Annotated in this window: 25 protein-coding genes; 23 read left to right on the top strand and 2 right to left on the bottom strand. The window is 26.5% G+C overall.

The genetic code is table 11. The annotated features are described in order from the left end of the window. The first annotated feature begins 635 nt into the window (after positions 1–635). From tetA(P) to HF850_RS13160, 13 genes are all read left to right on the top strand, one after another. Positions 636–1,862, top strand: a complete 1,227-nt coding sequence (gene tetA(P) / locus HF850_RS13220) for a tetracycline efflux MFS transporter TetA(P) (protein ID WP_169105909.1) — start codon at positions 636–638, stop codon at positions 1,860–1,862. A gap of 229 nt (positions 1,863–2,091) precedes the next feature. Beyond that, entirely contained in the window at positions 2,092–2,421 is a 330-nt protein-coding gene (locus HF850_RS13215; RefSeq protein WP_169105908.1) for a hypothetical protein, read from the top strand. A 12-nt stretch (positions 2,422–2,433) separates the two neighbouring features. Further along, on the top strand, positions 2,434–2,727 hold the full coding sequence (locus HF850_RS13210; RefSeq protein WP_169105907.1) for a hypothetical protein: 294 nt from the start codon (positions 2,434–2,436) through the stop codon (positions 2,725–2,727). A gap of 17 nt (positions 2,728–2,744) precedes the next feature. Then, positions 2,745–3,368, top strand: coding sequence for a hypothetical protein (locus HF850_RS13205; protein ID WP_169105906.1), 624 nt, complete (start codon positions 2,745–2,747; stop codon positions 3,366–3,368). Between the two features lie 141 nt (positions 3,369–3,509). Further along, positions 3,510–3,818 carry a DUF960 family protein gene (locus HF850_RS13200; protein WP_169105905.1) on the top strand — a complete coding sequence of 103 codons (309 nt, stop codon included), beginning with the start codon at positions 3,510–3,512 and terminating at the stop codon, positions 3,816–3,818. 1 nt (position 3,819) lies between these two features. Continuing rightward, positions 3,820–3,969, top strand: coding sequence for a hypothetical protein (locus tag HF850_RS13195; RefSeq protein WP_169105904.1), 150 nt, complete (start codon positions 3,820–3,822; stop codon positions 3,967–3,969). 608 nt (positions 3,970–4,577) lie between these two features. Next, positions 4,578–7,076, top strand: coding sequence for a hypothetical protein (locus HF850_RS13190; RefSeq protein WP_169105903.1), 2,499 nt, complete (start codon positions 4,578–4,580; stop codon positions 7,074–7,076). Positions 7,077–7,220: 144 nt separating this feature from the next. Beyond that, positions 7,221–7,577, top strand: a complete 357-nt coding sequence (locus HF850_RS13185) for a hypothetical protein (RefSeq protein ID WP_169105902.1) — start codon at positions 7,221–7,223, stop codon at positions 7,575–7,577. Between the two features lie 301 nt (positions 7,578–7,878). Further along, entirely contained in the window at positions 7,879–9,540 is a 1,662-nt protein-coding gene (locus tag HF850_RS13180) for a recombinase family protein (protein ID WP_169105901.1), read from the top strand. Between the two features lie 67 nt (positions 9,541–9,607). Beyond that, the gene (locus tag HF850_RS13175) at positions 9,608–10,480 is read left to right on the top strand and encodes a Swt1 family HEPN domain-containing protein (protein ID WP_169105900.1); all 873 of its coding nucleotides are present in this window, start codon (positions 9,608–9,610) and stop codon (positions 10,478–10,480) included. 263 nt (positions 10,481–10,743) lie between these two features. Then, the gene (locus HF850_RS13170; RefSeq protein WP_169105899.1) at positions 10,744–12,078 is read left to right on the top strand and encodes an FAD-dependent oxidoreductase; all 1,335 of its coding nucleotides are present in this window, start codon (positions 10,744–10,746) and stop codon (positions 12,076–12,078) included. A 429-nt stretch (positions 12,079–12,507) separates the two neighbouring features. Further along, positions 12,508–12,882 (top strand): YtxH domain-containing protein, encoded by a 375-nt coding sequence (locus HF850_RS13165; RefSeq protein ID WP_169105898.1) that lies wholly within the window; start codon positions 12,508–12,510, stop codon positions 12,880–12,882. A 4-nt stretch (positions 12,883–12,886) separates the two neighbouring features. Then, a complete protein-coding gene (locus tag HF850_RS13160) occupies positions 12,887–13,219 on the top strand; it encodes a hypothetical protein (RefSeq protein ID WP_169105897.1) in 333 nt (110 codons plus the stop codon). Positions 13,220–13,495: 276 nt separating this feature from the next. Here HF850_RS13160 and yaaA read toward each other — a convergent pair whose 3' ends face one another. Next, positions 13,496–14,236 (bottom strand): peroxide stress protein YaaA, encoded by a 741-nt coding sequence (gene yaaA / locus HF850_RS13155; RefSeq protein WP_169105896.1) that lies wholly within the window; start codon positions 14,234–14,236, stop codon positions 13,496–13,498. 10 nt (positions 14,237–14,246) lie between these two features. Continuing rightward, positions 14,247–14,711, bottom strand: coding sequence for a thioredoxin-dependent thiol peroxidase (gene bcp / locus HF850_RS13150; RefSeq protein WP_169105895.1), 465 nt, complete (start codon positions 14,709–14,711; stop codon positions 14,247–14,249). A gap of 256 nt (positions 14,712–14,967) precedes the next feature. Between bcp and HF850_RS13145 the strand changes: the two genes are divergently transcribed. From HF850_RS13145 to HF850_RS13100, 10 genes are all read left to right on the top strand, one after another. After that, on the top strand, positions 14,968–15,309 hold the full coding sequence (locus tag HF850_RS13145; protein ID WP_169105894.1) for a zinc ribbon domain-containing protein YjdM: 342 nt from the start codon (positions 14,968–14,970) through the stop codon (positions 15,307–15,309). Between the two features lie 254 nt (positions 15,310–15,563). Then, positions 15,564–16,397 (top strand): deoxyribonuclease IV, encoded by an 834-nt coding sequence (locus HF850_RS13140; protein WP_169105893.1) that lies wholly within the window; start codon positions 15,564–15,566, stop codon positions 16,395–16,397. A 112-nt stretch (positions 16,398–16,509) separates the two neighbouring features. Then, the gene (locus tag HF850_RS13135; protein WP_169105892.1) at positions 16,510–16,689 is read left to right on the top strand and encodes a hypothetical protein; all 180 of its coding nucleotides are present in this window, start codon (positions 16,510–16,512) and stop codon (positions 16,687–16,689) included. Between the two features lie 191 nt (positions 16,690–16,880). Further along, positions 16,881–17,591 (top strand): hypothetical protein, encoded by a 711-nt coding sequence (locus HF850_RS13130; protein WP_169105891.1) that lies wholly within the window; start codon positions 16,881–16,883, stop codon positions 17,589–17,591. Between the two features lie 290 nt (positions 17,592–17,881). After that, on the top strand, positions 17,882–18,943 hold the full coding sequence (locus HF850_RS13125; RefSeq protein ID WP_169105890.1) for an AEC family transporter: 1,062 nt from the start codon (positions 17,882–17,884) through the stop codon (positions 18,941–18,943). Between the two features lie 118 nt (positions 18,944–19,061). Beyond that, positions 19,062–20,060: a 2-hydroxyacid dehydrogenase gene (locus HF850_RS13120; RefSeq protein WP_169105889.1), complete on the top strand. Its 999-nt coding sequence runs from the start codon at positions 19,062–19,064 to the stop codon at positions 20,058–20,060. An 85-nt stretch (positions 20,061–20,145) separates the two neighbouring features. Beyond that, the gene (locus tag HF850_RS13115) at positions 20,146–21,693 is read left to right on the top strand and encodes an ATP-binding protein (RefSeq protein WP_169105888.1); all 1,548 of its coding nucleotides are present in this window, start codon (positions 20,146–20,148) and stop codon (positions 21,691–21,693) included. A 5-nt stretch (positions 21,694–21,698) separates the two neighbouring features. Then, positions 21,699–22,367 (top strand): response regulator, encoded by a 669-nt coding sequence (locus HF850_RS13110; protein WP_169105887.1) that lies wholly within the window; start codon positions 21,699–21,701, stop codon positions 22,365–22,367. A gap of 154 nt (positions 22,368–22,521) precedes the next feature. After that, on the top strand, positions 22,522–22,683 hold the full coding sequence (locus HF850_RS13105) for a hypothetical protein (protein WP_169105886.1): 162 nt from the start codon (positions 22,522–22,524) through the stop codon (positions 22,681–22,683). A 216-nt stretch (positions 22,684–22,899) separates the two neighbouring features. After that, positions 22,900–23,844: an RsmD family RNA methyltransferase gene (locus HF850_RS13100; RefSeq protein WP_243159499.1), complete on the top strand. Its 945-nt coding sequence runs from the start codon at positions 22,900–22,902 to the stop codon at positions 23,842–23,844. Positions 23,845–24,450 lie beyond the last annotated feature (606 nt).

Here is a 24,450-nt window from a genome sequence, read left to right as displayed (position 1 = left end):
AAATCTATATAGCATAAGTAAATTCAAGCATTTAAGTCATATATAGAAATTAGTTCAATTTGTTATTGCAATTTATCTTGAAAAAATTTTTATAATTATATATAATATAATTATACTAAAATATAAGCATAAAAAATATAAATGTAAAGGTGTTGTAAATATGCGCAAAGAGGTAATTTTTAATTAAATTAACTGAATAAGGATTATTTTTAAAAGTATATGAAAAATCTTGAATAACTCAAGGTTTATTTGTGGTAGAATCAATTATTGATAATATTGATATTACCATGTTTATTTGTGTACTCTAAAAATAATTAGTATTATAATGAGCATGTTACATCTTTATTTGCAGGATAGGAAAACCGTGTTCTAAACACGGTATTTTTATGTCTATTTTTGCTATATATAGATATGGTATAAGATTTTAATTTGAATAGCTTAATCATAAGTTATATAATTAAAGTTCTATATTTTATGTTTATATTTAGGTTATATGATTATGAGGCTGTAAGTGAATTATGTTCATTTACAGCTTTTTTTGTTTAAGGAGATTATTTTGATGATTTATATATTTAAATATGAAGATTATGAAAAACAAACAAATTTTTTAAGAAATACTAGGATGGTGATGATTAATGGTTAATAAACTTTCAGCATATAAAACTTATTTATTATTTTCAGCTATTACAGCAATGTGTTTTTCGTTAGTAGCTACAGTTATGATAGTGTATCACATTGAAATAGTTCATTTAAATCCACTTCAGCTTATACTTGTTGGAACTACTTTGGAATTAGCATGCTTTATATTTGAAATTCCTACAGGTATAGTTGCAGATGTGTATAGTCGTAAACTATCTATTGTTATTGGGGGAGTTTTAACAGGAGTGGGATTTATTTTAGAAGGTTCTATTTCTAGTTTTATTTTCGTACTTGTAGCACAGATTGTATGGGGATTAGGGTCTACTTTTATCAGTGGCTCGCTTGAAGCTTGGATTGCGGAAGAAGAGAAGAATAAAGATTTAGATGAAATTTATATAAAGGGAGCACAAGCAGGGCAGATAGGAGCATTTATTGGAATAGTACTAAGCACTGTAATAGCTAATTTCTCTGTAAGGCTTCCTATTATAGTTAGTGGAGTTTTATTTATAATTCTTGCATTATTTTTATGGTTATATATGCCAGAAAATAATTTTAAACCATCTGTTCCTGGGGATTTAAATACATTCAAAAAGATGGTATATACATTTAAATCTGGTCTTAAATTTGTAAAAAGTAAATCTATAATTATGATTTTACTTGCAGTAACTTTATTTTATGGATTATCAAGTGAAGGTTATGATAGACTTTCTAATGCGCATTTTTTACAAGATACTACACTTCCTAAACTTGGAAACCTTAGTTCAGTGACTTGGTTTGGAATTTTTGGAATTTTAGGAATGATATTGAGCTTCATAGTAATGCATTTTATGGCAAAGAATCTTAAGAATGAGGATAATAGGAAAAATGGAAAACTATTATTATGCATAAATATACTTTATATATCGTCTATGTTGATATTTGCTCTTACAAGAAACTTTAGTTTAATGTTAATAGCTTATTTGGCAACAAATACCTTTAGAATTATAAATGAACCTATATTCAGTGCGTGGTTAAATGGGCATATAGATGATAATTCTAGAGCTACTGTGCTTTCTATAAATGGACAAATGAATTCCTTAGGTCAAATTTTAGGTGGACCGATTATAGGAATCATAGCTACAAATATTTCAGTAAGTATTGGTATAGTATGTACTTCATTATTAGTAGCACCAGTATTAGTGTTATATATTATTTCTATGATAATGGATAAAAAAATATCATGAATATAAGGGATTAAAAATGAAGATAATTTGATTGAACAATACAAGAAGGTTCGTAAATTTTTTGTAGAAATCTTCAAAAACACTTTTAAATTACAATATTAGAATTAGGTTAATTACTGTATTAAAAGATAAATTAAATATATATTATTAACTTAGAAAAACAAACTTTTACTTGTATTTATGTATACAAGTAAAAGTTTTTTACTTTCTTAGAAGGGAGAAATTTATAATGAAAAAGGTTTATTTAAAAAATCAATTAAAAGGATATCCTATAGAAGTAATCAGTAATGTTTTAGACGTCATTAATGTATTAGGTGAAAATTATGGAGCTAATAGAGATATAGAGAAAGATTTAGGAGGATATATAGTTATAGCAGAAAATATCGTTGATATAGAAATACTGAAGCAAGATAAGTTAAAAGGATTAGTACCAGAATATACTGATATGATTGAATGTAGTGAAGGAGTTAATTGGACTTCTTCACTATTTTTACTTTCTAGTGATTTTTCAATTGTAGTAATAACAACTGAAGAATTATCTAAATTTCTTCTAAAATGATGGAGGAAATAGATGAATAAGAAAATAATTAAACAGACTAAGTATTGTAATATTTTAGAGCAAGTTAAGGTTGCTGATAATGAATATACTTATACTGTAGAAAAGATATATATTAAAGCATTAAGAAGAAAAGAATTAAGATTTTGTGTATATAAGTGTACTAGGAGAGGGGATGAAACATATATTCCGAGAAGTTTAGATGTAACAGAAGAGGAATTTCAAGAATTAATAGTACAGGCAATAAGAACTAATATGTTTTCAAAAGAATTTATAACAGCTATAAAAGAAGAATTGATTAAGGAATAAAGAGAGGATAAATAGAAATGATTAGTAATGAAAATATAATAATAATGAATGTAGAAAATTCAGAAATAATACAACAATATGCAATAAGAGAAATTAAGAAAATATTAGATAAATATAAGAAAATTGATGTAGAAGAAATAAGAAGTTTAGAGAAATTAATTAGTAGTATAAGTAATGAAGAATTAAAAGAAGAATTCTTAAATGATTGGAGTATGTCGGTAAAGTTAGCAAAAGAAATTGGAGATAATGAAGTTGATGATAGAATAGTTTCTATGTACCAAACTCTGAAAGGTAATGGACTAGAAGATTTATCAATAGATTATGTTATTAATTGGTGTGATAAATTAGATAGCAATGGATATGTAATGATTGATGATTATAGTATGCTTTATAAAAGTTCAGCTAATTTAAAAGATATTGCAAGAGAGCTATTAGATGATATGCTTGATGATGCAATTCATGTTGATTCTTTAATAGATAAAGATTCTTTAGCCGAATATTGGATAGAGCAGACCAGTAAAGAAGAGGTAATAGATGACTTAATTAGGGGAAATAATATTGAAGAATTATTAGGACTTATTCCAGAAACTATATATGAAGATGAATATGATAATTATTTATATTCTGAAATAGATTGTTAAAGAGGTTATATCTTAGTTAATAAGGTATGACTTCTTTTATTTTAAGGAGAAGAAAAAGCATGAGAAAAAGAATTTTATGCATAGGGATAATCAGAGCTGGAAAGCTTGTAATAAAAACTGATAATGAGGAGATAAGAAAAGATGTTTAATAAAAGTAATAGATACATGACTAAAGGAATAAACCAAACATTAGATATTTCATTACAGATAATGTTATGGCAGATAATTGATGATTTTAAAGATACAAGGGAAATAGAGCTAGATTATCTACAAGTTTTTAAGATAAGAAGAAATAAAAATGAATTAATAATAGAGCATACACAAGAAGTGCCTGAATACAAGAAAGTTTATTTGTTTAATAATTTAGGTAGTTTAATAGAAGAAGATTTAAAGATATTCATAATTGATGAGAATGAGTATAATATAATGCTTTTAGCAGAGGAGTATTAAAATGGATATATTAACAGTGTTGAAGATAATAGGTTTAGTATTACAACTAATAGCTAGTGGGCTATCAGAAAGTCAAGCAGTAGAAAAAGCTTCAGCTATGGTTGGAGTATCTGAAAGTTTTATAAGGAAGATAATAAAGAATATAAATTAATTAAAAACTCACTTAATATTTACTAAATTTTATATAAATATTAAGTGAGTTTTTTACAAGGATAATATAGTGGAGGGTATTTTTTTTACTATAAGAGAGAAAGATATCGTTGCTATCGTATTATACATATAACGATAATAACGATATTTTATGTACAAGTAGGAAGAGGTAAAAAAATAAATAAAAAAATATTTATGCAAAAATCATAAGAATTTATGTATAAAAATTCAAATGGAAATAAAATACATAAGAGTGAAAATAGCTATAAACCTAGTAAATCAATGGGTTTAAGGGGATGGGGTTAAGAGCAAGGAAATCCAGGCATAAAAATTTGCTTAGGTTTTGATGCCAGGAAGTCTTGGGGTTGAGGGTGATGAGTGCAATTGAAAAATAGTGAATTAAAATACGTGTAACCCTTGATATACAAAGGGTTGAGGGTATTTACATATAAAAAAATATTGGTATAATACAAAATATAAAGTAAATAAAACAAAGCTAGCTATGAATAAATATAAATAAAAATTCAAAATTATTTATAGGGAAAGATTGCGAATCGATTTATACTACGCAATTTAGTAAACGATTACAAAGATTTAGGAGGAAATAAAATGATTAGTAGAAATTCAGAATTAAGAGAAGAAGTAATGAAAGGGTTAAAAGTTTTAGAAAAGATGGAAATTCCATTAGAGGTTAGAATGCTTAAAACAAAAAAAGGAACTAGAAGTGGATACTATATTGATAAGGACAAGCTTTTAAGTGATATTCAAGAACATGATGGTGTAGATAATATTTTTTTCACACTTAATGTTTTTTCAGATGATTTAATGGCAAGAGCAAAGGATAGGTTACTAAATTATGCACAACATACTACATCAGATTCAGATATTATAAGAAGAAAATTATTACTTATTGATATTGACCCATGCAGAGCATCAGGAATTTCATCAACTGATGAAGAACTTGAATATGCTAATAAAGTTGCTGAGGAAGTTAAGTTGTTTTTAAATGATAACGAATTTCCACAGCCAGTTAAAGCATGTAGTGGAAATGGGTATCACTTATTGTACAAGTTAGATTTACCTAATACTAAGGAAGTAACTGAAAATATAAAAGTTTTTTTACAAGTGTTAGATAATAAATTCAGTACAGAGAAAGCAAAAGTCGATACTACTAATTATAATCCAGCTAGAATAACCAAGCTTTATGGAACTATTGCTTGTAAAGGAGATAGCATTGAAGGCAGACCTCATAGAAGGTCAAAGATTGTAGAAATACCAGAAAAGTTTGAGGTAGTAAATGAAGCTTTAATAAACAAAATAGCAGAGCTTATGCCTAAGAAGGAAAATAAAACTCAAGCTAAAAAGCAAAATAATACTAGTAAAATTCAAGGTGAATTTGATGTTAAGGAATGGCTAGATAAGCATGGAATAGAGATACATAGGATAAAAGAGGAAGGTGATAGAAAGTGTCATGTATTAAAACAATGTCCTTGGAATTGTAATCATACGGATACATCAGCATCAGTAACCCAATTTAAAGATGGAGGGATTAGTGCAATATGCCATCATGATAGTTGTTCAGAGGAAAATTGGGAAAGTCTAAGAGAACTTTATGAGCCTAAAGCCAAAAGAAAAAAATCTAAAGTTTCTGAAACTAATCCTAAAGAGGAGAAGAAAAGCCAAGCAGATATAATGATTGAAATGGCAATGAAGGAAGAAGATGAGTTTTTCCATGATGAATTAAATGAAAAGTATGTAGCTATAAAGAGAGGAGGAAATCCGTTAGTACTTAAAATTAATGGACAGGACTATAAATCTTTTTTAGTTAAGCGATTTTTCAAGGAAACTAAAAAAGCTCCATCTAAAGATTCAATTAATCAAGCAGTAAGTGTATTAGAGGCTTTAGCTCAATATGATGGAGAAGAGATTAATGTAGCTAAAAGGTGTACGGAAAGAGATGGAGCTATTTATTATGACCTAGGTGATAAGGAATGGTCGTTCATAAAAATTACTAAGGAAGGTTGGAAGATTGATAATAGTGGACAAATATTATTTACAAGACGTAAGACAATGAAACCACAGGTTTTACCAGAAGAGTATGATGACATATCTATAATTAATAAACATTATAGATTTAAGACAGATGAAGATAAAATTTTACATACGGTTAGTACTGTTACTAAATTTTTAAGTATAGGAAACCCAATAATAGTTTATCATGGCGAAAAGGGAGCATCAAAAACAACTACCATGAGAATGGATAGAAGCATAGTTGACCCATCAGCAAGAGATGTAATATCAATGCCTAAGAGTGCAACAGATTTATCATTAGTTTTACATAATAATTACTTACCATGCTTTGATAACATAGATAGTATTTCGGCAGAAAAGAGCGACATATTATGCACAGCTGCTACAGGGGGAGGATTTAGCAGAAGAAAGCTTTATACAGATGACGAGGAGAATATATATGAGTATAAAGTGCCAGTAATTCTTAATGGAATAAATGTTGTGGCAACAAGACCAGATTTACTAGATAGAAGTTTACTTTTAGGACTTGAAAGAATATCAGAGGATGAAAGAAAGGAAGAAAGTGAAGTATGGGAAGAGTTCAACAGAGATAAACCTAAAATGTTAGGAGCTATATTTAGTACGATATCAAAAGCTTTAACTATTTATCCTAACGTGAAATTAAAGAAGTTAGGAAGAATGGCTGATTTTACTAGATGGGGATATGCAATAGCAGAAGCTTGTGGTATTGGTGGAGAAAAGTTTTTAAAAGCCTACCTTAATAATCAATATAAAGCTAATGATGAAGCCGTTAGCTCCAATCCAATTGCAACAGCAATTATTAGATTAATGGAAAAAACACAGCATTTTGAAGGGTCAGCATCTAGATTATTAGAAGTGTTAAACTCCATTGCAGAAGATGAAAAGATTGATATTCAATCAAAGTTATGGGCAAAAGAACCTAATGTACTTAGTAGAAGGTTAAATGAATTAAAATCTAATCTTCTTATGGAGGGCATAACATTTTCTACAAGCAATACTAGTGTAGGGAGGAAAATTGAAATCCGTAAAAGTCCTAAGGAACTTATTAGTGGATAATCATCAACGGAAATATCAGATATAGCTAATTTTATACAAGCAGAATCAGAAGTAATTGATTTTTAATTTATTAATGACATTATCGTGGTTCAATACTTCGATAATGTCGATATTTTCAGATTAATTAAATTGGAGGAAAGTCAAATGATTAATATCAATGGAAAAATAAGCATTTACATAAGAAAAGAGAATAAGTTAGAAAACCTAAAAACAGGTTATGGAAGATTACAATGGCTAAAATATGAGCTTGAAGACAATAAAGAAACAGTAAATATTTTTGTTGATGAATATAAAAAATGTAGTAAGATGATAGAACTTATTAAAGAGATAAAAGAGGGAAGCATTGATAATCTTCTTATATGGTCAATAGATGATATAGATAAAGATTATGTAGCAGAGTTAGCTAATGTTATTACTAAATATGAAATACCTATAATAAGTTTCTGTGAATCAAGTTCATGGATAAATCATGTAATTAATGAATCAATAAAAGTAGCTTAATATACATAAATAACAAAGGAGAAGATGGACATGGATAGAGAGAAAAAAGTAGATGAAATCATTGATGTAATATCAGAAATAATATTAAATTATCTATCAGAGAATACTGAAGAGAAGATTACAATAAAAAGGTAGAGGGGTGTAAAACACTAATTAAAACTGAAAATATTGAAGTGATTGAAGTATAAGTAAAACTGGAATTACTCATTGGATTAAATATATATTATTAAACTGATAAGAAGTTCCTAAGATAATTTTAGGAACTTCAATATTTATCAAAGTAAAGGAAAAGGAGATTATTATGAATAAGAAAAAGATAATAGCAATTTATTGCAGGGTGTCAACAATAGAACAAGCTGAAGAAGGTTATAGTATAGATGAACAACAAAGATTATTAATTGAATATGCCAATAAGATGGGATATGAGATTTATAAATGCTATTCAGATAGAGGAATTAGTGGTAAGAACATTAAGAATAGACCAGCATTAAAAGAACTATTAAAAGATGCAGATGAGGGTAAGTTTGAGATTGTGCTTACATGGAAGATTAACAGGGTTGCAAGAAATATGCTAAATCTGTTAGAGATTGTAGATATGCTTGATAAAAGAGGAATAGCTTTTAGGTCATATTCAGAGCAATTTGAAACAGAAACTCCTATGGGAAAATTCTCATTGCATATGATGGGAGCAGTTGGTGAATTGGAAAGAGGAACAATAGCTCAAAACGTAAAAATGGGTATGTGTGCTCGAGCTAGAGATGGAAAGTGGAACGGAAATGTTTTACTAGGATATGATTTAGAAGAGGTTAAAGATTCATTAAATAAGAAAAGAAAGGATACTATACTTGTAATAAATAAGGAAGAAGCAGAAAGTGTAAGATTTATTTTTAATGAGTATGCTAATGGAAAAGGATATAAAGCTATAACTAATAAGTTAAATAAGCTAGGATATAAGACTAAGAAAGGCAATAATTTTTCAGTAGGTTCAATTAAGGATATACTAACTAATCCTACGTATATAGGTAAAATTAGATATAATGTAAGGCAAAATTGGTCAGAGAAAAGGAGACGTGATATTAATGAAAATCCAATATTAGTTGATGGAATACATGAAGCAATTATTGATATAGATACATGGAATAAGGTACAAGCTATTTTAGAAAGCAAGAAAGGAAAACCTTCAAGAATATATGATGGAGAGTATCCATTAACGGGAATATTAAGGTGTCCTAAGTGTGGAGCTGGAATGGTTATATCAAGAACTACTAATACTTTGGTTGATGGAACTAAGAAAAGAATAGCTTATTATTCTTGTGGTAACTGGAAGAATAAAGGTACAGCAGTATGCAACTCTAATTCAATAAGATGTGATAAAGCTAATGAATATGTGTTTAATAAGTTATCAGAGTTGTTTACTAATGAAAAAATGGTTAAAACAGTAGTTTCTAATGTAAATAAGGAAAGAGTTCAAAGAATAAATCCAGCTAAGAAGGAGTTAGAAAAGCTTGAAAAAGAGTTAGAAAAGATAGAAAAGAAAAAGAATAAAATATTTGAAGCTTATGAGGATGATATACTAACAAAAGAAGAGTTTCAAGATAGGAAGAAAGAACTAAATGAAAGAGCAAAGAAGATTCAGGAGCAAAAGCAACCATTACTTGAAATGCTTTCAGATGAAGTAGATGAAAAAATACCATATGAATATATAAAGAGTATATTAGAGAATTTCAGTAAAGTTTTAAATGGCAACATAAGCAGAGAGCAACAGAAGAAATTGTTACATATGATAATATCAGAAATAACAATTAATGAGTTAAGAGAAATAGATTCAATAAAAATTAAGATTGATGATAATCTAGTTGATTATCTAAGTAAGGAAGAAGGAGTATCAGTTAAGGGTACTCCTTCTTCTTTTAGGTTAAGAAATGTTGGAGTAACTATGTTGAATTTGAACATCGCTATATAGAATAATATGGTAATGTAGTTTATAATTAAATTATATTTTTAAAAGTATATAGAAAGGGAGAAAAGTAATGAGCGAGTTTACATATACAATACCATTCTCAATGGAAAGTTTTATGAAAGGTATAATATATGAATTAAAGAATAGAGATAAATATGATATAGCTAGTCTGCTAAAAGGAGCTAGTGTAGAAGTATCAGAAGGAAATTATTCTCATTATTGTGGAGGAGGGAGATGGGATGCTTTATCTGCATATATAAATTTTTATGTGAATCCTCAAAATAAAAAGCTATTAGATACAGATAATACTAAAGATATTTTAAAAGGTGTATGTAGTGAATTAATACCTGTTAATGTAGGGTATGATGTCAAAGGAGTTTCTTTTACAATAGATTTAACTAAGGACTTTGAGGTAGAGGATGATTTAATACTTGATTTAGAAAAGAACACCAATAGTATAGCTTCTAATATATTAAGAGAAATACTTCCAGAAGATATAAAAATTAAGGGATATCATATGGCTGAGGCTTATACGTATCTTTATTCTGTAGAAAATTCATTAAGGTTATTTATAGAAAAGATTTGTAAGGAAGTTTATGGTGAGAATTATTTTAGTCGAATTACTGTTACTAGGGCTTTACAAAATACTATAAATACTAGAAGGGAAAATGCTGAAAGTAAGAAATGGTTGAGTATTAGAGGAAATGAGTTGTTTTACTTAGATTTTAAGGATTTAGGAAATTTAATAGATAGTAATTGGGAACTGTTTAAAAATTACTTTCCTAATAGAGATTTTATAATTCCTAAGTTGAACGAGATGGCAGATTGTAGAAACTTAATTGCACATAATAGTTATATAGGTGATACTGAGAGAAACATTATTAAAACATATTATAACGTTATATTAAAGCAAATATCAGAAACATCTAATGAGAGTGAATAATTTGGAAAAAACTCACTTAACACTGATACGGAGAACCATATCATAAATAAATATAAAAATAGTCTTATCCAAGTTATTTCAATGGATAAGACTATTTTTATAAGTAAAAGTATTGTATTACAAATAGATGGACAAAATAAATTGAAATAATAATTAAAAAATAAGCTCTTTTAAATTTTAAAAAATATGTTATAATTATAACAATTATAACTATTAATTAATAATAATTATTTATTATCAAAGACGAGAGGAGAAAAAAGAAAATGAAAGTAATTGTAGTAGGATGTACACATGCTGGAACTGCAGCAGTAGTTAATTTAAAATCATTATATCCAGAATGTGATGTAACAATATATGAAAAGAATGATAATATTTCGTTTTTATCTTGTGGAATAGCATTAAATGTTGGAAAAGTAATAGAAGATACAAATAGCTTATTTTATAATTCACCAGAAAATTTAGCTAAGTCTGGTGTTATAACTAATATGAAACATGAAGTGTTAGATATAGATTTTGATAATAAAAAAGTTACAGTTAAAAATTTATTAACTGATGATATTTTTGAAGATACTTATGACAAATTAGTCTTAACTTTAGGCTCATGGCCAATAGTACCTAAATTTGAAGGTGGAGAACTTGAAAATATAGAGTTATGTAAGAATCATGATCATGCATTAACAATAATTGAAAAATCAAAAAATGCTAAAAATGTAATAATAATTGGTGCAGGATATATAGGTGTTGAATTAGTAGAAGCATTTGAAAGGCAAGGAAAGAATGTAACATTAATAGATGCTGAAGATAGAATAATGGCTAAATATCTAGATAAGGAATTCACAGATATTGCAGAAAAAGAATTTTCCGATAGAGGAGTTAAGCTTGTATTAGGAGAAAAGGTTCAAAAATTTAATGGAGAAAATGGCAAGGTTAAATCTGTTGTAACTGAAAATGGAGAATATGAAGGTGATTTAGTTATTTTATGTATCGGATTTGCCCCTAATACAAAATTAATACAAGGTAAGTTAGATACATTACCAAATGGAGCAATAGTAATTGATGAATATATGAGAACTAGCAGAGAAGATGTATTTGCTGCAGGAGACTGCTGTATTGTAAGATATAATCCTGCTAAAGATAATAGATATATCCCTCTTGCTACAAATGCAGTAAGAATGGGAACTTTAGTTGCTAAAAATATTGTAAAGCCAACTCTTAAGTACATGGGAACACAAGGTACTTCAGGTATTAAGATATACGAACAGAATATAGCTTCAACAGGGCTTACAGAATATATGGCTAAAACAACAACATCTATGAATGTTTCAAGTGTAACAGTAACTGATAATTATAGACCAGAATTTATGCCAACATTTGAACCAGCTACAGTTAAGCTTGTTTTTGATACTGACAGCAGAAGAGTAATTGGTGGACAGATAATTTCTAAAATTGATTTAACTCAATATATGAATACATTATCTGTTGTAATTCAAAATAATATGACTGTTGAAGAATTAGCAATGACTGATTTCTTCTTTCAACCTCACTTCAATAAGCCATGGAGTTTATTGAACACAGTTGCATTAGAAGCGCTTAAGTAATTTTATAAGTATTAAAATTAAAAAATAAATATATAGAAATAAAAATTGAGAAGAGACAATCTTCTCAATTTTTTAGTTTATTAGGTGCTTTAGTTTTTGGCAAATATATTTAATGGTTAGAGAGATTTAAAGATTATATGATAGATTAATTTTATAAAATATTTGCTAATAGATGTTTATACTAAAAAGATTGATATATAAATAAAAACATTAAAGGTAATTTAGAAAATAAAATTTATATTTAATATGGCTAACTACTTAATAATTAATAAATAAAAATAGTTTTAACTATTATATTTTTTAGTCAAGGCTATTTTTATGAAAAAATTGATTTAATTTAAGCGTTGTCTATAAAAACGTTACAATTAGTCAAAATATGATATATAATATTTATATACTTATAATATTTATACATAGGAGGAAAAGCAAATGAGATTATTACAAAAAATAGAAGAAAAGAGAAAGAAAAAATTAAGAACTGAAAGAAATAAAAAAGCCGCTATAGCTACTGCTGGTGTTTTAGCTGGAACAGTTGCGGGAATATTAGTAGCACCTAAATCAGGAAAAGAAACTATCAAGGATGTAAAAGATAAATCTAACCAATTAAAAGACAAGATAAATGAAAATGTACAAGAAACTAAAGTTAAGGTAAAAGATTCTAAAGAAAAGATTAAAGAATACTTAGAAAATAGAAAGAAAAATAAAGTTCAAGAAGATGTTAAAGAAAATGAATCTAATGAATCTGATAATGAATCAGAAGTTAGTGAAGTTAATAATTTAGAAGATAATGCTACTGAGGCATAATAGAATGTATATAGATTTAAATTTAATATATTTAGTGTTAACATTGTTAGGTTGTGGTGTATTAGTATATATAATAATAACATTAAATAATTTTAATAAGCTAGTTAAAAATGCTAATGATATGTTAAATGAAAATAAAAAGCATATAAATGATTCAGTATCTAAGGTTCCTGAGGTAATATCCAGTCTTAAAGAAGTTGGAACAGATATGAAGGATATCACAGAAGCCATAACTGATGTTACTGCAGAATTTATAATTACAAAGGAAGATATTAAATCTAGCTTTGATGTAGTAACAGATATATTAGGAATTTTAAGAAGTGTTTTTAAAAAGTAGAAAGTAGACAAGCCAAATTATATTTATGCAATATAATTTGGCTTATTTTAATATTTTTTATATTAACATAAATATTTATTGATGATTAAATTAAAATATATAATTAATTTTAATTAAAATGTGATTTGAATCATATATAAAATTTTGCTTATTATGACTATTGAATTGCATATGAAAATAAATCAAAATACAAAACTTCCTGAATCGTTGATACGTCCACAGTTTTGGAGTGAATAATAGTTCAGATTAGATGTTATTATCTAATCTGAACTATTATTATTTTAAAAATACAAATTCTTTTGGAGACGAATGTTTCTCTGAATATGTGAATGACAAATCAGAAAAATTCTTAATATCTTCAAGTTTATATATGTTGTTTTGAGCTAGATACTTAGTCATAAGACCTCGAGCCATTTTTGCTTCTGTTGCTTTTACTTTTATTTTTGAGTCAGTTAAGGTACCAAATATACAAGTGACTAGTATATCATTTGAAGTAAGATATTTTTCTACAGTTTTGCTGTACTCCTTTGAAGCTAAATTTAAAATTATATTGCTATCTTTAGTTACTTCTTTATATATACTGTCTCCCCAAAAATCATAGAGATTCTTATAATTTTTATATTTAAGCTTTGTTTGCATTTCTAATCTATAAGGTACAACTCCATCAAAAGGTTTAAGAACTCCATAAAAACCAGATAATATTTTTAAATGCTTATTTACATAATTAAATTCTTCATCAGTAAATGAGCTTGGAGACATATATTTATATTGTATTCCTTCATAAGCTAATAATGCTGGTGTTAAGTTTGATGATAAATTCATAGAAGAGTATCTATCAAAATTAAGTTTAGCAATATCATCGTTGCAGCACAGTAATTTCTTTAAATTATCATAAGATAAATTTTTTAAGAATTCATATAATAACTCAGTTTTTTCAATCATAGATGGAATTGATTTATGAACTAAGTCATCATTACATATATTCATTTTCTTTGCAGGTGAGATAATTATATTCATATAAGTACCTTTAATTATTTTGTAAGTATTTTAAAACATCGTTAGCATTTTCAGCAGCTTTAACTTTATCAAATACTTTATCAATAATTCCATTTTTAATTATATAAGTAGTACGAACTACTCCCATAGAAACTTTTCCATAAAGCTTTTTTTCTTTATAAACATCATAGGCATTTATTGCTTGCAATTCAGGATCGGATAAAAGAATGAAAGGAAGTTCTTGCTTTGTGGCAAAATTCATATGTGATTTTACACTATCCTTACTTATTCCTATTACGGGTACATTAAGTTTTTGATATTCAGTATATCTATCTCTAAATCCACATGCTTGTTTTGTACAGCCTGGTGTTGAGTCCTTTGGATAAAAGTATAGAACAACAGTTGAATGATTTTCTAGTATACTATGTAATGTAACTTTATTTCCGTCTTTATCTAATAAACTAAAATCTGGAGCTTTTACTCCTACTTCTAACATAAAAAACAACTCCCTCTATAATCATTAAATTCTATAAGATATAATACAAAAATATCTTGTAGATAGTATATCAATATTTAGATTAATAAACAATTAAGGAATATAATAAATATATTTGTAAATACTACTATACTTATGATATTATATAATCCTATAAGTAAAAACCTATAAGAATAGAGTATATATAAGTATATATTTACTATGATTTGGGGAGCTTATTTTATAGGTTATTTATAATGAGTGGAGGAAATGAATAATGAACGATTTACCAAATTGTCCAAAATGTAATTCAGAATATACTTATGAAGATGGAAGTTTTTTAGTTTGCCCAGAATGCGCATATGAATGGATACCAGGAACTGAAAATGCAGGAAATGAAGATGAATTAGTAGTTAAAGATGCTAACGGAAATATTCTACAAGATGGAGATTCTGTAACTATTATAAAAGATCTTAAAGTTAAAGGTGCCTCTTCAGCATTAAAGAAAGGTACAAAAGTTAAAAATATCAAATTAGTTGATGGAGATCATAATATAGATTGTAAAATTGATGGATTTGGAGCAATGAGCTTAAAATCTGAATTCGTTAAAAAGATATAATATATGTTAGCCAAGATTAGAAATAATCTTGGTTTTTTATTTATATAAAATTTTATACTTGAATATTTAGACTTATTTTAGTAAATATGTATTTACCTGCACTTGTTAAACAAAAATATATTGATAATAATTTCCTAACGGATAATTATTATTGATTATATGATATAATATATTTAAATGATAAGAGGCTCACACTTAATTTGTTGGGCATACTAAAAATAGATATAACATGAGAATTACGGAGGAATATACATATGCTTAATATAGGATGTCATTTATCAAGTTCTAAAGGTTTTGAAAATATGGGAAAAGAAGCACTTAAAATAGGGGCAAATACATTTCAGTTTTTCACAAGAAATCCTAGAGGAGGAAAAGCGAAAGAGATAGATCCTAAAGATGTGGAGGCTTTTTTAAAACTTGCAAAAGAAAATAAATTTGTAAAAATTTTAGCTCATGCACCATATACATTAAATGCATGCTCAGCAGATGAAAGAACAAGAGAATTTGCATTTGAAATGATGACTGATGACTTAAAAAGAATGGAGTATACACCAAATAGTCTTTACAACTTTCATCCAGGAAGTCATGTAAAGCAAGGTGTAGAAGTTGGAATAGATTATATAGTAGAACTTCTTAATAAAGTTTTAAAACCAGAACAAACTACTACAGTATTATTAGAAACTATGGCTGGAAAAGGAACAGAAGTTGGAAGAAGCTTTGAAGAAATTGCAGAAATTATAAGTAGAGTAGAGCTTAAAAATCATATGGGAGTATGCTTAGATACATGCCACGTTTATGATGCTGGATATGATATAGTTAATGACTTAGATGGAGTATTAGAACAATTTGATAAAATAATAGGTTTAGATAGATTAAAGGCTATACATTTAAATGATAGTAAAAATTTATTTGCAAGCCATAAAGATAGACATGAAAAGATTGGAGAAGGTTCTATTGGAATTGAGGCAATTGCTAGAATAATAAATCATCCTAAATTAAAGGGTATACCATTTTTCTTGGAAACACCAAATGAATTAGATGGATATGCTAAAGAAATAGAGCTGCTTAAAGGATTATATAAGCAATAGAGATAAAAAATTATATTTAATGTATTTTATTAAATAGTACTTTTATATGGAGTTATTTAGTTATGGTATAATACTTATAGAAATTAAGAAGTTAGTAAATGGAGGAGATAATATGTTTACTAAGGAAGAACTTTTAGTAATAGAAGATGCTTTAAAAATTGCAGATGCAGAATATATTAAACTTATGGATGAGAGTAAAAATAATAAGAATAGATTAGTTGCATATAATAGAAAGCAGAAAAAATTATGGCTTGTTCAAAATAAGCTAAAGAAGCTATTACAAGAAAACTAAATATAACTTTTAGGATAAAAAGTAGATAATTAAAATTACTTAATTATGTACTTTTTTTTGTATACTTAAATATTAGCTAAATAAATAAAATAATAAATTTACAAAAAAAACATATGTATAAAATTATTAGAAAAATAAACAATATATAGTATAATAGATATAAAATAAAATAAGGAATTGGGGTTATACATATGAAATTAAATATTTTATTTTGGAATACAAGAGATAAAGTTATATTTAATGAAGGAGATACTAAGATTTATAGTCTTCTTGATAGTAAAGATGAAAGTTTTTATTTTTTATCTAATCATGAAAAAATCAAAGCTACGTTCATTGAGTGTGGTAGTGATGATTTTTACAATAATTATTTAAAAGGGCTATATAAAAAACGTGAAAGCATAGTGATTGTATTAAAAGAAATTAATGATGATAATATTTCTGTAATAATGGAAATTACTAAAGTAAAAAATGTATTAATTATATGTGGAAAATGTAGTTTAAGTCAAAAAAATAATTTAAAAAATGTAGTATATATACCACAGTTATATTATGAAGAAAGTACTATAGAAATACATACTTTAATACATACATTAAGGGGTATATATGATGAATTAATAGTAGGCAACAATTCAAAAACAATATCTATAATATTAGGATGCGAAAAAGAAGAAGGAATTTTGGGAAGTATACCTTTATATATATTGAAACATTTTAATTATGTAAGTGAATGTGATGAATTTATTTTGAATATTTATGGATTAAAAGAATTGGGAGCTGGACAATTGATATATATAGAAGATCCGCTTAAGGAATATATGAAGGATAATTCTAAATTAACTATTGAACAAATAGATGATTATATAAGTAACAATAAAATATATTTTTCTTTTATAGCTAAATAATAGAGTGATTGACATTTTACAAACAAATAGTACTAATTAACATATTTTATATATAATTTAAATGAAGTTAAAGTATGTTCAAAATACGGTAAATTAAGTTTTACAAACGATTTACCGTATTTTTTATTATTTCAAAAATATACACTTAATTAATTTAAATAATTATTTATAAATTTTAAAAACTTGTAACCTATTGTCGAAAAATATACAATATCATTGTAGAAAGAACTTAAATATTTATGTTAGCCATAAATGTTAAAAATTAAACAAAAGAGAGGGAGAGTTAAATAGTGTTAGAAATAGTTGGGAAAACATTGACTAATAACGCAATTATAGGTGCTATTTTTTCATCAATTGTTATCATTTTTCTAGGTTTCTACTTAAGAAAGAAAGAAATTATTAATTCAGCAACTTCTAAAGTATTAACTAAGATAGTATTAACGGTATCATTACCAGCCCTAGCATTTACATCTTTCATGAAAGATATAGATGGTGAACAATTAAGACAAGGCTTAAGTATTTTAATATGGGGATTTGCAATATATATCCTATTAATCCCAATAACTAAAATCATGTATTCAAGAGTTAAAGGTGATAAACAAGATGTATACAGAGTATTAACAATATTCGGTTCTACAACATTCTTTGGAACACCAATAGTAACTGCTGTATATGGAGCTATGGGAACAATGTATTCAAACATCTTTAATATAGCATATAGAGTATTCTTATATTCATACGCATTTATTAAGATGTCTGGAACAAAAATGGATAAAGAAAACTTAAAAAAGAATATGAAAGAAATATTCTTAAATCCAATAATACTTGCAACATTCTTAGGATTATTAATTTGGTTATTCCAAGATAGTCTTCCACAAGTAAATGTAGCAGTAAAAGATGGAGTTAAACATTATGCATTTTTAAGAATTGACCAAACAGTACCATGGTTATATAAACCACTTACTTATTTATCAAACTTAGCATCACCACTTGCATGGCTTTCAATTGGAGCAACTTTAGCTGAAGTTCCATTCAAGAAAGCAGTAGGACAAAAGGATGCTTGGGGATATAGTTTAATAAAGGTATTATTAATACCAGTAATTAACTTAGTAATATTAATGGTATTAAACGTAACTGGAATATTACCAGTATCATTTGTAGCAGTTGCAACAACAGTTATAATGATGGCAGCGCCAACAGCAACAGTTGCAGCAGCATATGCTATTAGTTTTGATAGAGAAGCATTATTTACTTCAAACTGTTCATTATTATCTACAGTAGTGGCGGTAATAGCTATGCCAATATGGATAATAGCATTAGAAGTTATTAAAAATTTACACATATTCGCTTAATATTTATTAAGAAAAGCATATATTTTACCACTCTATACTTAATTGTATAGAGTGGTAATTACATTAATAAATTTTATATAAATAAAAAACATATTTACTTAAGAGGAGAGATTAAATTATGATTAAAATAGTTTGTTTTGGTGTTAGAGAAACAGAAGTACCATACTTCCATAAATTAAATGAAAAGTTCGGATATGAATTAAAATTAGTTACTGAAAATCTTACTCATGAAAATGTTGAAGAAGCAATTGGAGCTGAAGCAATAATGGTAAGAGGAAACTGTAAAGCTGATAGAAGAAACTTAGAAATATTAAAAGAACACGGATTACAATATGTTTTAACTAGAACAGTTGGATTTGATCACGTTGATTTAGAAGCTGTTAAAGATTTAGGATTAAAAAGTGCTAGAGTACCAGGATATTCTCCAAATGCTATTTCAGAATTAGCAGTTACACTTTCAATGATGTTATTAAGACACACTGCATACACAGTAAATAAGACAAGACAAAAAGATTTCACAGTAGATGCTACTATGTTCAGTAAAGAAGTTAGAAACTGTACAGTTGGTGTACTTGGAACTGGTAGAATAGGTTTAACAACTGCTAAGTTATTTAAAGGATTAGGAGCTAAAGTATTAGGATATGATGTATTCCAAAGTGATGCTGCTAAAGAAGTTGTTGAATTTAAAACTTTAGATGAAGTAATAGCTGAATCAGATATAATATCAATACATATGCCATTTTTCAAAGATTCAAACTATCACATTGTAAATGATGATTTTATATCAAAAATGAAAGACGGTGCTATATTAGTTAATACAGCAAGAGGAGAACTTCAAGACTTAGAAGCTATTATAAGAGGAATAGAAAGTGGTAAATTAGGCGGATTTGGTACTGACGTACTAGAAGGTGAAGCTGGTACATTCTTTAAGGATTTAAAAGGAACAACTTTACAAAATCCAGTATTCGAAAAGTTAGTTGATCTTTACCCAAGAGTATTAATAACTCCACATATGGGATCATATACTGATGAAGCATTAATAAATATGATAGAAATTTCATATGAAAACTTAAGAGAATATCTTAACGAAGGAACTTGTAAAAACCAAATAGCATAATATAAAATAAAAGAGATAGCATATTAATAAGAGTTAAATCTTATTAATATGCTATTTTTTATTTTATATAGAATTAGGTGATTGTTTGAAATTAAAATTTGACCAGAAACTTATTTTGTCTGCTGTACTTATAACGTTTATACCATTAGTATTATCATATGGAATCTTTATGCAAGATAAAATATCAACTGTTGAAAATCATATTAAAATAACATTAAAAGATACTGCATTCTGTATAATACAGAATGATTTTATAAAAGAAGATTTATATTATGATAAGCAGACTAATGAAATACAAGAGTATACTAAAACATTAATATCTGCCTTGGATGATGTAGATATAATAGTTATATGTGATATGACTGGAAAGAAATATTCTCATTTAGATGAAACACAGATTGGAGAGATATTTGTAAATCCTGATAAAGAAGAGGTACTTAAAAAGGGTGAGAGTTATTATTCACTGATGGAAGGATCTATGGGTAAAACTTTGAGATGGTTTGAACCTATAATGTATAGAAATCAGCAAGTAGGATTCGTTATGGTTGGAAAGTATTATAATGATATTTTAAGTATTAATAAAGAAACTAGAATAAAATATATAGGATTATTCATATTATCAATATTAATTTCTATAGCAGGTGAAGCTGTTCTGGCCCAAAGAATTAAAAGAGATATGTTGAATATGGAACCTGAGGAAATAGCAACTCTATATAATCAGAAAAAAATAATAATAGATAATGTTCATGATGGAATAATAGCATTAGATAAAAATAATAAAATAACTGATATTAATAATAGATGTTATAGTTTATTTGAGAATTTTTCGTGTGATAGGGTGCTTGAACGTCTTGATATATACATAAAGTCAAGAGTGAGTTTTAAAATGAAAGAACTTATTATAAACGGAAAAAGACTTTTTGTAACTTTGATTCCTATAATAGAAGATAACATGTATTTAGGACAGCTTATAATTTTAAGTGATAGGGAAAATATAAATAAGATAGCAAAAGAAATAACAGGTGTAGATGAAGTGGTTAAAAATTTGAGAGCTAATGTACATGAGTTTAAAAATAATCTTCATGTTATATTAGGGCTTATTCAATTAGAACAATATTCTCAGGCAAAAGATTATATATTAAAGTTACAGAAAGTTCAGGAAGACAATTCACTTGAATTTTTAGAAATTAATGATTACTATGTACGTGCACTTTTACTTAGTAGAAAATTAGTTGCAAAAGAAAGAAAAGTTGAATTAATATTAAATAGCAAGTCTAATATTTATCAAGAACATGGTATTGTAGATTCTAAAGATTTGGTAACAATATTAGGAAACTTAATAGAAAACGCACTTGAAGCATGTGCTGTAAGTGATGTTGAACATAAAAAAGTTGAAATATATATCAAAGAAGATGATTTTAGAATACAAATTATAGTTAAAGATAATGGAATACCTATACAGTTTGATGATACAGAAAAAATGTTTATAGAAGGAATATCTTCTAAGGGTGATAACAGAGGAACTGGTTTGTATTTAGTTAAAAATCGAGTAGAATTATACAATGGTACAATAGATATTGAAGAACGAAATGATGAGAAAATATTTACTATAAATATTTTAAAGGGAGAGTAATTTTTATGATAACAGTATTAATAGTTGAAGATGATCCAATGGTAGGTTTTATAAATAAGCAATATTTAAATAATATAGGTGATATAAGAGTATTAGGCCCTGTGTATGAAGAAGATGAGGTTATTTCATTACTTGAAAATGAGAAAATTGATTTAATACTGTTAGATGTTTTTTTGCCTAAGAAAAGCGGAATAGAATTACTTAAGGAAATTAGAAGTAGAAAGTTTTTAGTGGACGTTATTATAATTAGTGCTGCTAATAATACTGAGGATTTAAAACAAGCGTTTGCATATGGAATTATAGATTATCTTATAAAGCCATTTCAATTTGAAAGATTTGAAGAGGCAATAAGTAAATATAAATTTAGACAGAATCTTTTTAGCAAGGATATAGCTCTTAATCAAAATGATGTTGATAAGATATGTGCAGGAAATAGTGATCAGAATGCTAATCTTCCTAAGGGTTTAAATAAACTTACATTAGATAAATTAATAGAATTTTTAAGTAATAATAGTGATCAAGTATGGACATTAAGAGAAATATCAAATGAAATTAATATAAGTAATGTTACGGTAAAGAAATATATGGACTATTTAGAAAGTATAAATAAAGTATATGTAGAAACAACTTTTGGTAATGTTGGTAGACCAGAATTAAAATATAAATTAATTTAGATATATTTATTAAAAAGGTTAAATAGAATATATTTAAAAAAATAAATTATTAATACATAAATGGTAAAAATATGATACAATATAAAGAGAGTATTGATATTAGAATTAATCTATAATCAATACTTTTTTATTTACTAAAGAGGGGGCATTTGTTATGGAATATAGTAAGCATAAGTACATTGGATTCTTAGGATTATTATCGTTAATAGGACTTAAAGGATTTGTAACTGAAAATTATATATGGTGTATTTTCTTGGTAAACTATTTGTGGTTCACTTTCTTTTATGAAAATAGTCCAGTATATAAGAAGAGGTAATAATTACCAGTATGGGAATAGACTGTTATGATAAAATTCTATGAGAATTTTTTATGGGGATATGCAGTGTTATAGCATTACAGAATACTTAAAGTAAACAAGCTTTAAGTATTTTTTTTATTAATACGTAATTAATGTGTTAAAATTATTAAAAAATATAAAGTTTATCTTAGATAAAGTTCTAAGTTTACTTTAAGAATTAGAGGTTAGCGATAATTGAGTATTAATAAAAATAGTGAAAAATATTTTTATCAAGTGAATTACAATTCAGATTTTGAAAAAAGCTTATGTGCAATGGAATTAAAATATTTGATAAATGGAGAGATGAAGAATAAATATGTTTTTTCTAATATATATGTAAATCCTTCTAGAAGCCCATTTGTTAAAGAAATGATATGTATTAAGTATGAAGATGAATCATTAGATAAAATATTAGAAAATATAAAAAAAGATGGACTTTATTACGATGATTTTAAGGTTTGTTATCTTAGATTAGAAAAGAATGAAGTTCAATATAATGATAGATTAGATAGTTTGAAGAAAATAGGTATGGCTATAAATGGTGAAGCTAATATGCATTCGCCTAAAGTTATGCTTGGTATAACAAAAGTAGAAGGAAAATGGATATTTGGTGAATATAAAAAGAATAATTTTGAATGGCATATACATGAGAGAAAACCATATGAATATTCAAACGCATTGACTATAAGAGTTGCTAGAGCATTAGTAAATATAGCTGTAGGAAATAATACAGATATGAAACTTATTGATCCGTGTTGTGGAGTAGGGACTGTAGTTATAGAAGCATTATCTATGGGGATAAATGTTGTAGCCTATGAATTAAATAAAAATATTGCAGAAAATGCAAAGAGAAATATTGAGTTTTTTGGATATGATAATGTAGTTACACATGGAAATATGCATGATATTAAAGAGATATATGATGCTGCTATAATAGATATTCCTTACGGATTATTTACACCTATTACTAACGATGAACAGATTGCAATAATAAATACAGCAAGAAAAATTACTAAAAAGTTAGTTTTGGTAGCATTTGAGGATATGAGTGAACAGATAAAAAAATCTGGTTTTACAATTAAAGATTTATGTTATGTTTGTAAAGGTAAATTTAAGAGACATATATACATATGTAAATAGTAATAAAAGATATAAATTCTATAATATAAAATAGTTATTTGTTGCATTATAAAATCTTTGTATAAGAACTTAGTTTATTAAATAAAATACCCATATAAGGAATATTAGTTTTTTATTTAAAGCTTACATTGCTTATGTGGATATAAACTAAATTGGTTAAATTAGATTTATAGAGAACTTTGTAATTGGTAAATGTTAAAATAAATTGTATATTAATTATAAGATATTAAGGGAATTATATTAATTATGAGGATATTTAAATCCTATATATGCATATTATTGAGTTTTAAAAAACATTTAAAAAATATAAAACAATATGGGAAGAGTAAATATGTTCGTGGTAAATTATAATAACTAACCGGGCGTATCATAATAAGGAAAAGCTAAAAAAAAAGAGCAAATTAAAGAAATGTAAATATAATTCTTGCATATCAATAAAAATGATAAATAATGACTTTTATATAAGTGTTAAGATAAAACACGTCGCAAGGAGCGGTAAACAACAGAAATAGAGCTTTAAAATTACTAAAAAGTAATAAATTAAAAAGTTTTGAAAAAGTTGTTGACATGATTCAAATCAAGTGATATACTAAATGAGTCGCTTGA

The organism is Clostridium sp. SM-530-WT-3G, assembly GCF_012843905.1.
Taxonomy (GTDB): Bacteria; Bacillota; Clostridia; order Clostridiales; family Clostridiaceae; genus Clostridium.
The sequence above is the reverse complement of the archived record's forward strand: the minus strand, read 5'-3'. Positions and strand labels throughout refer to the sequence as shown.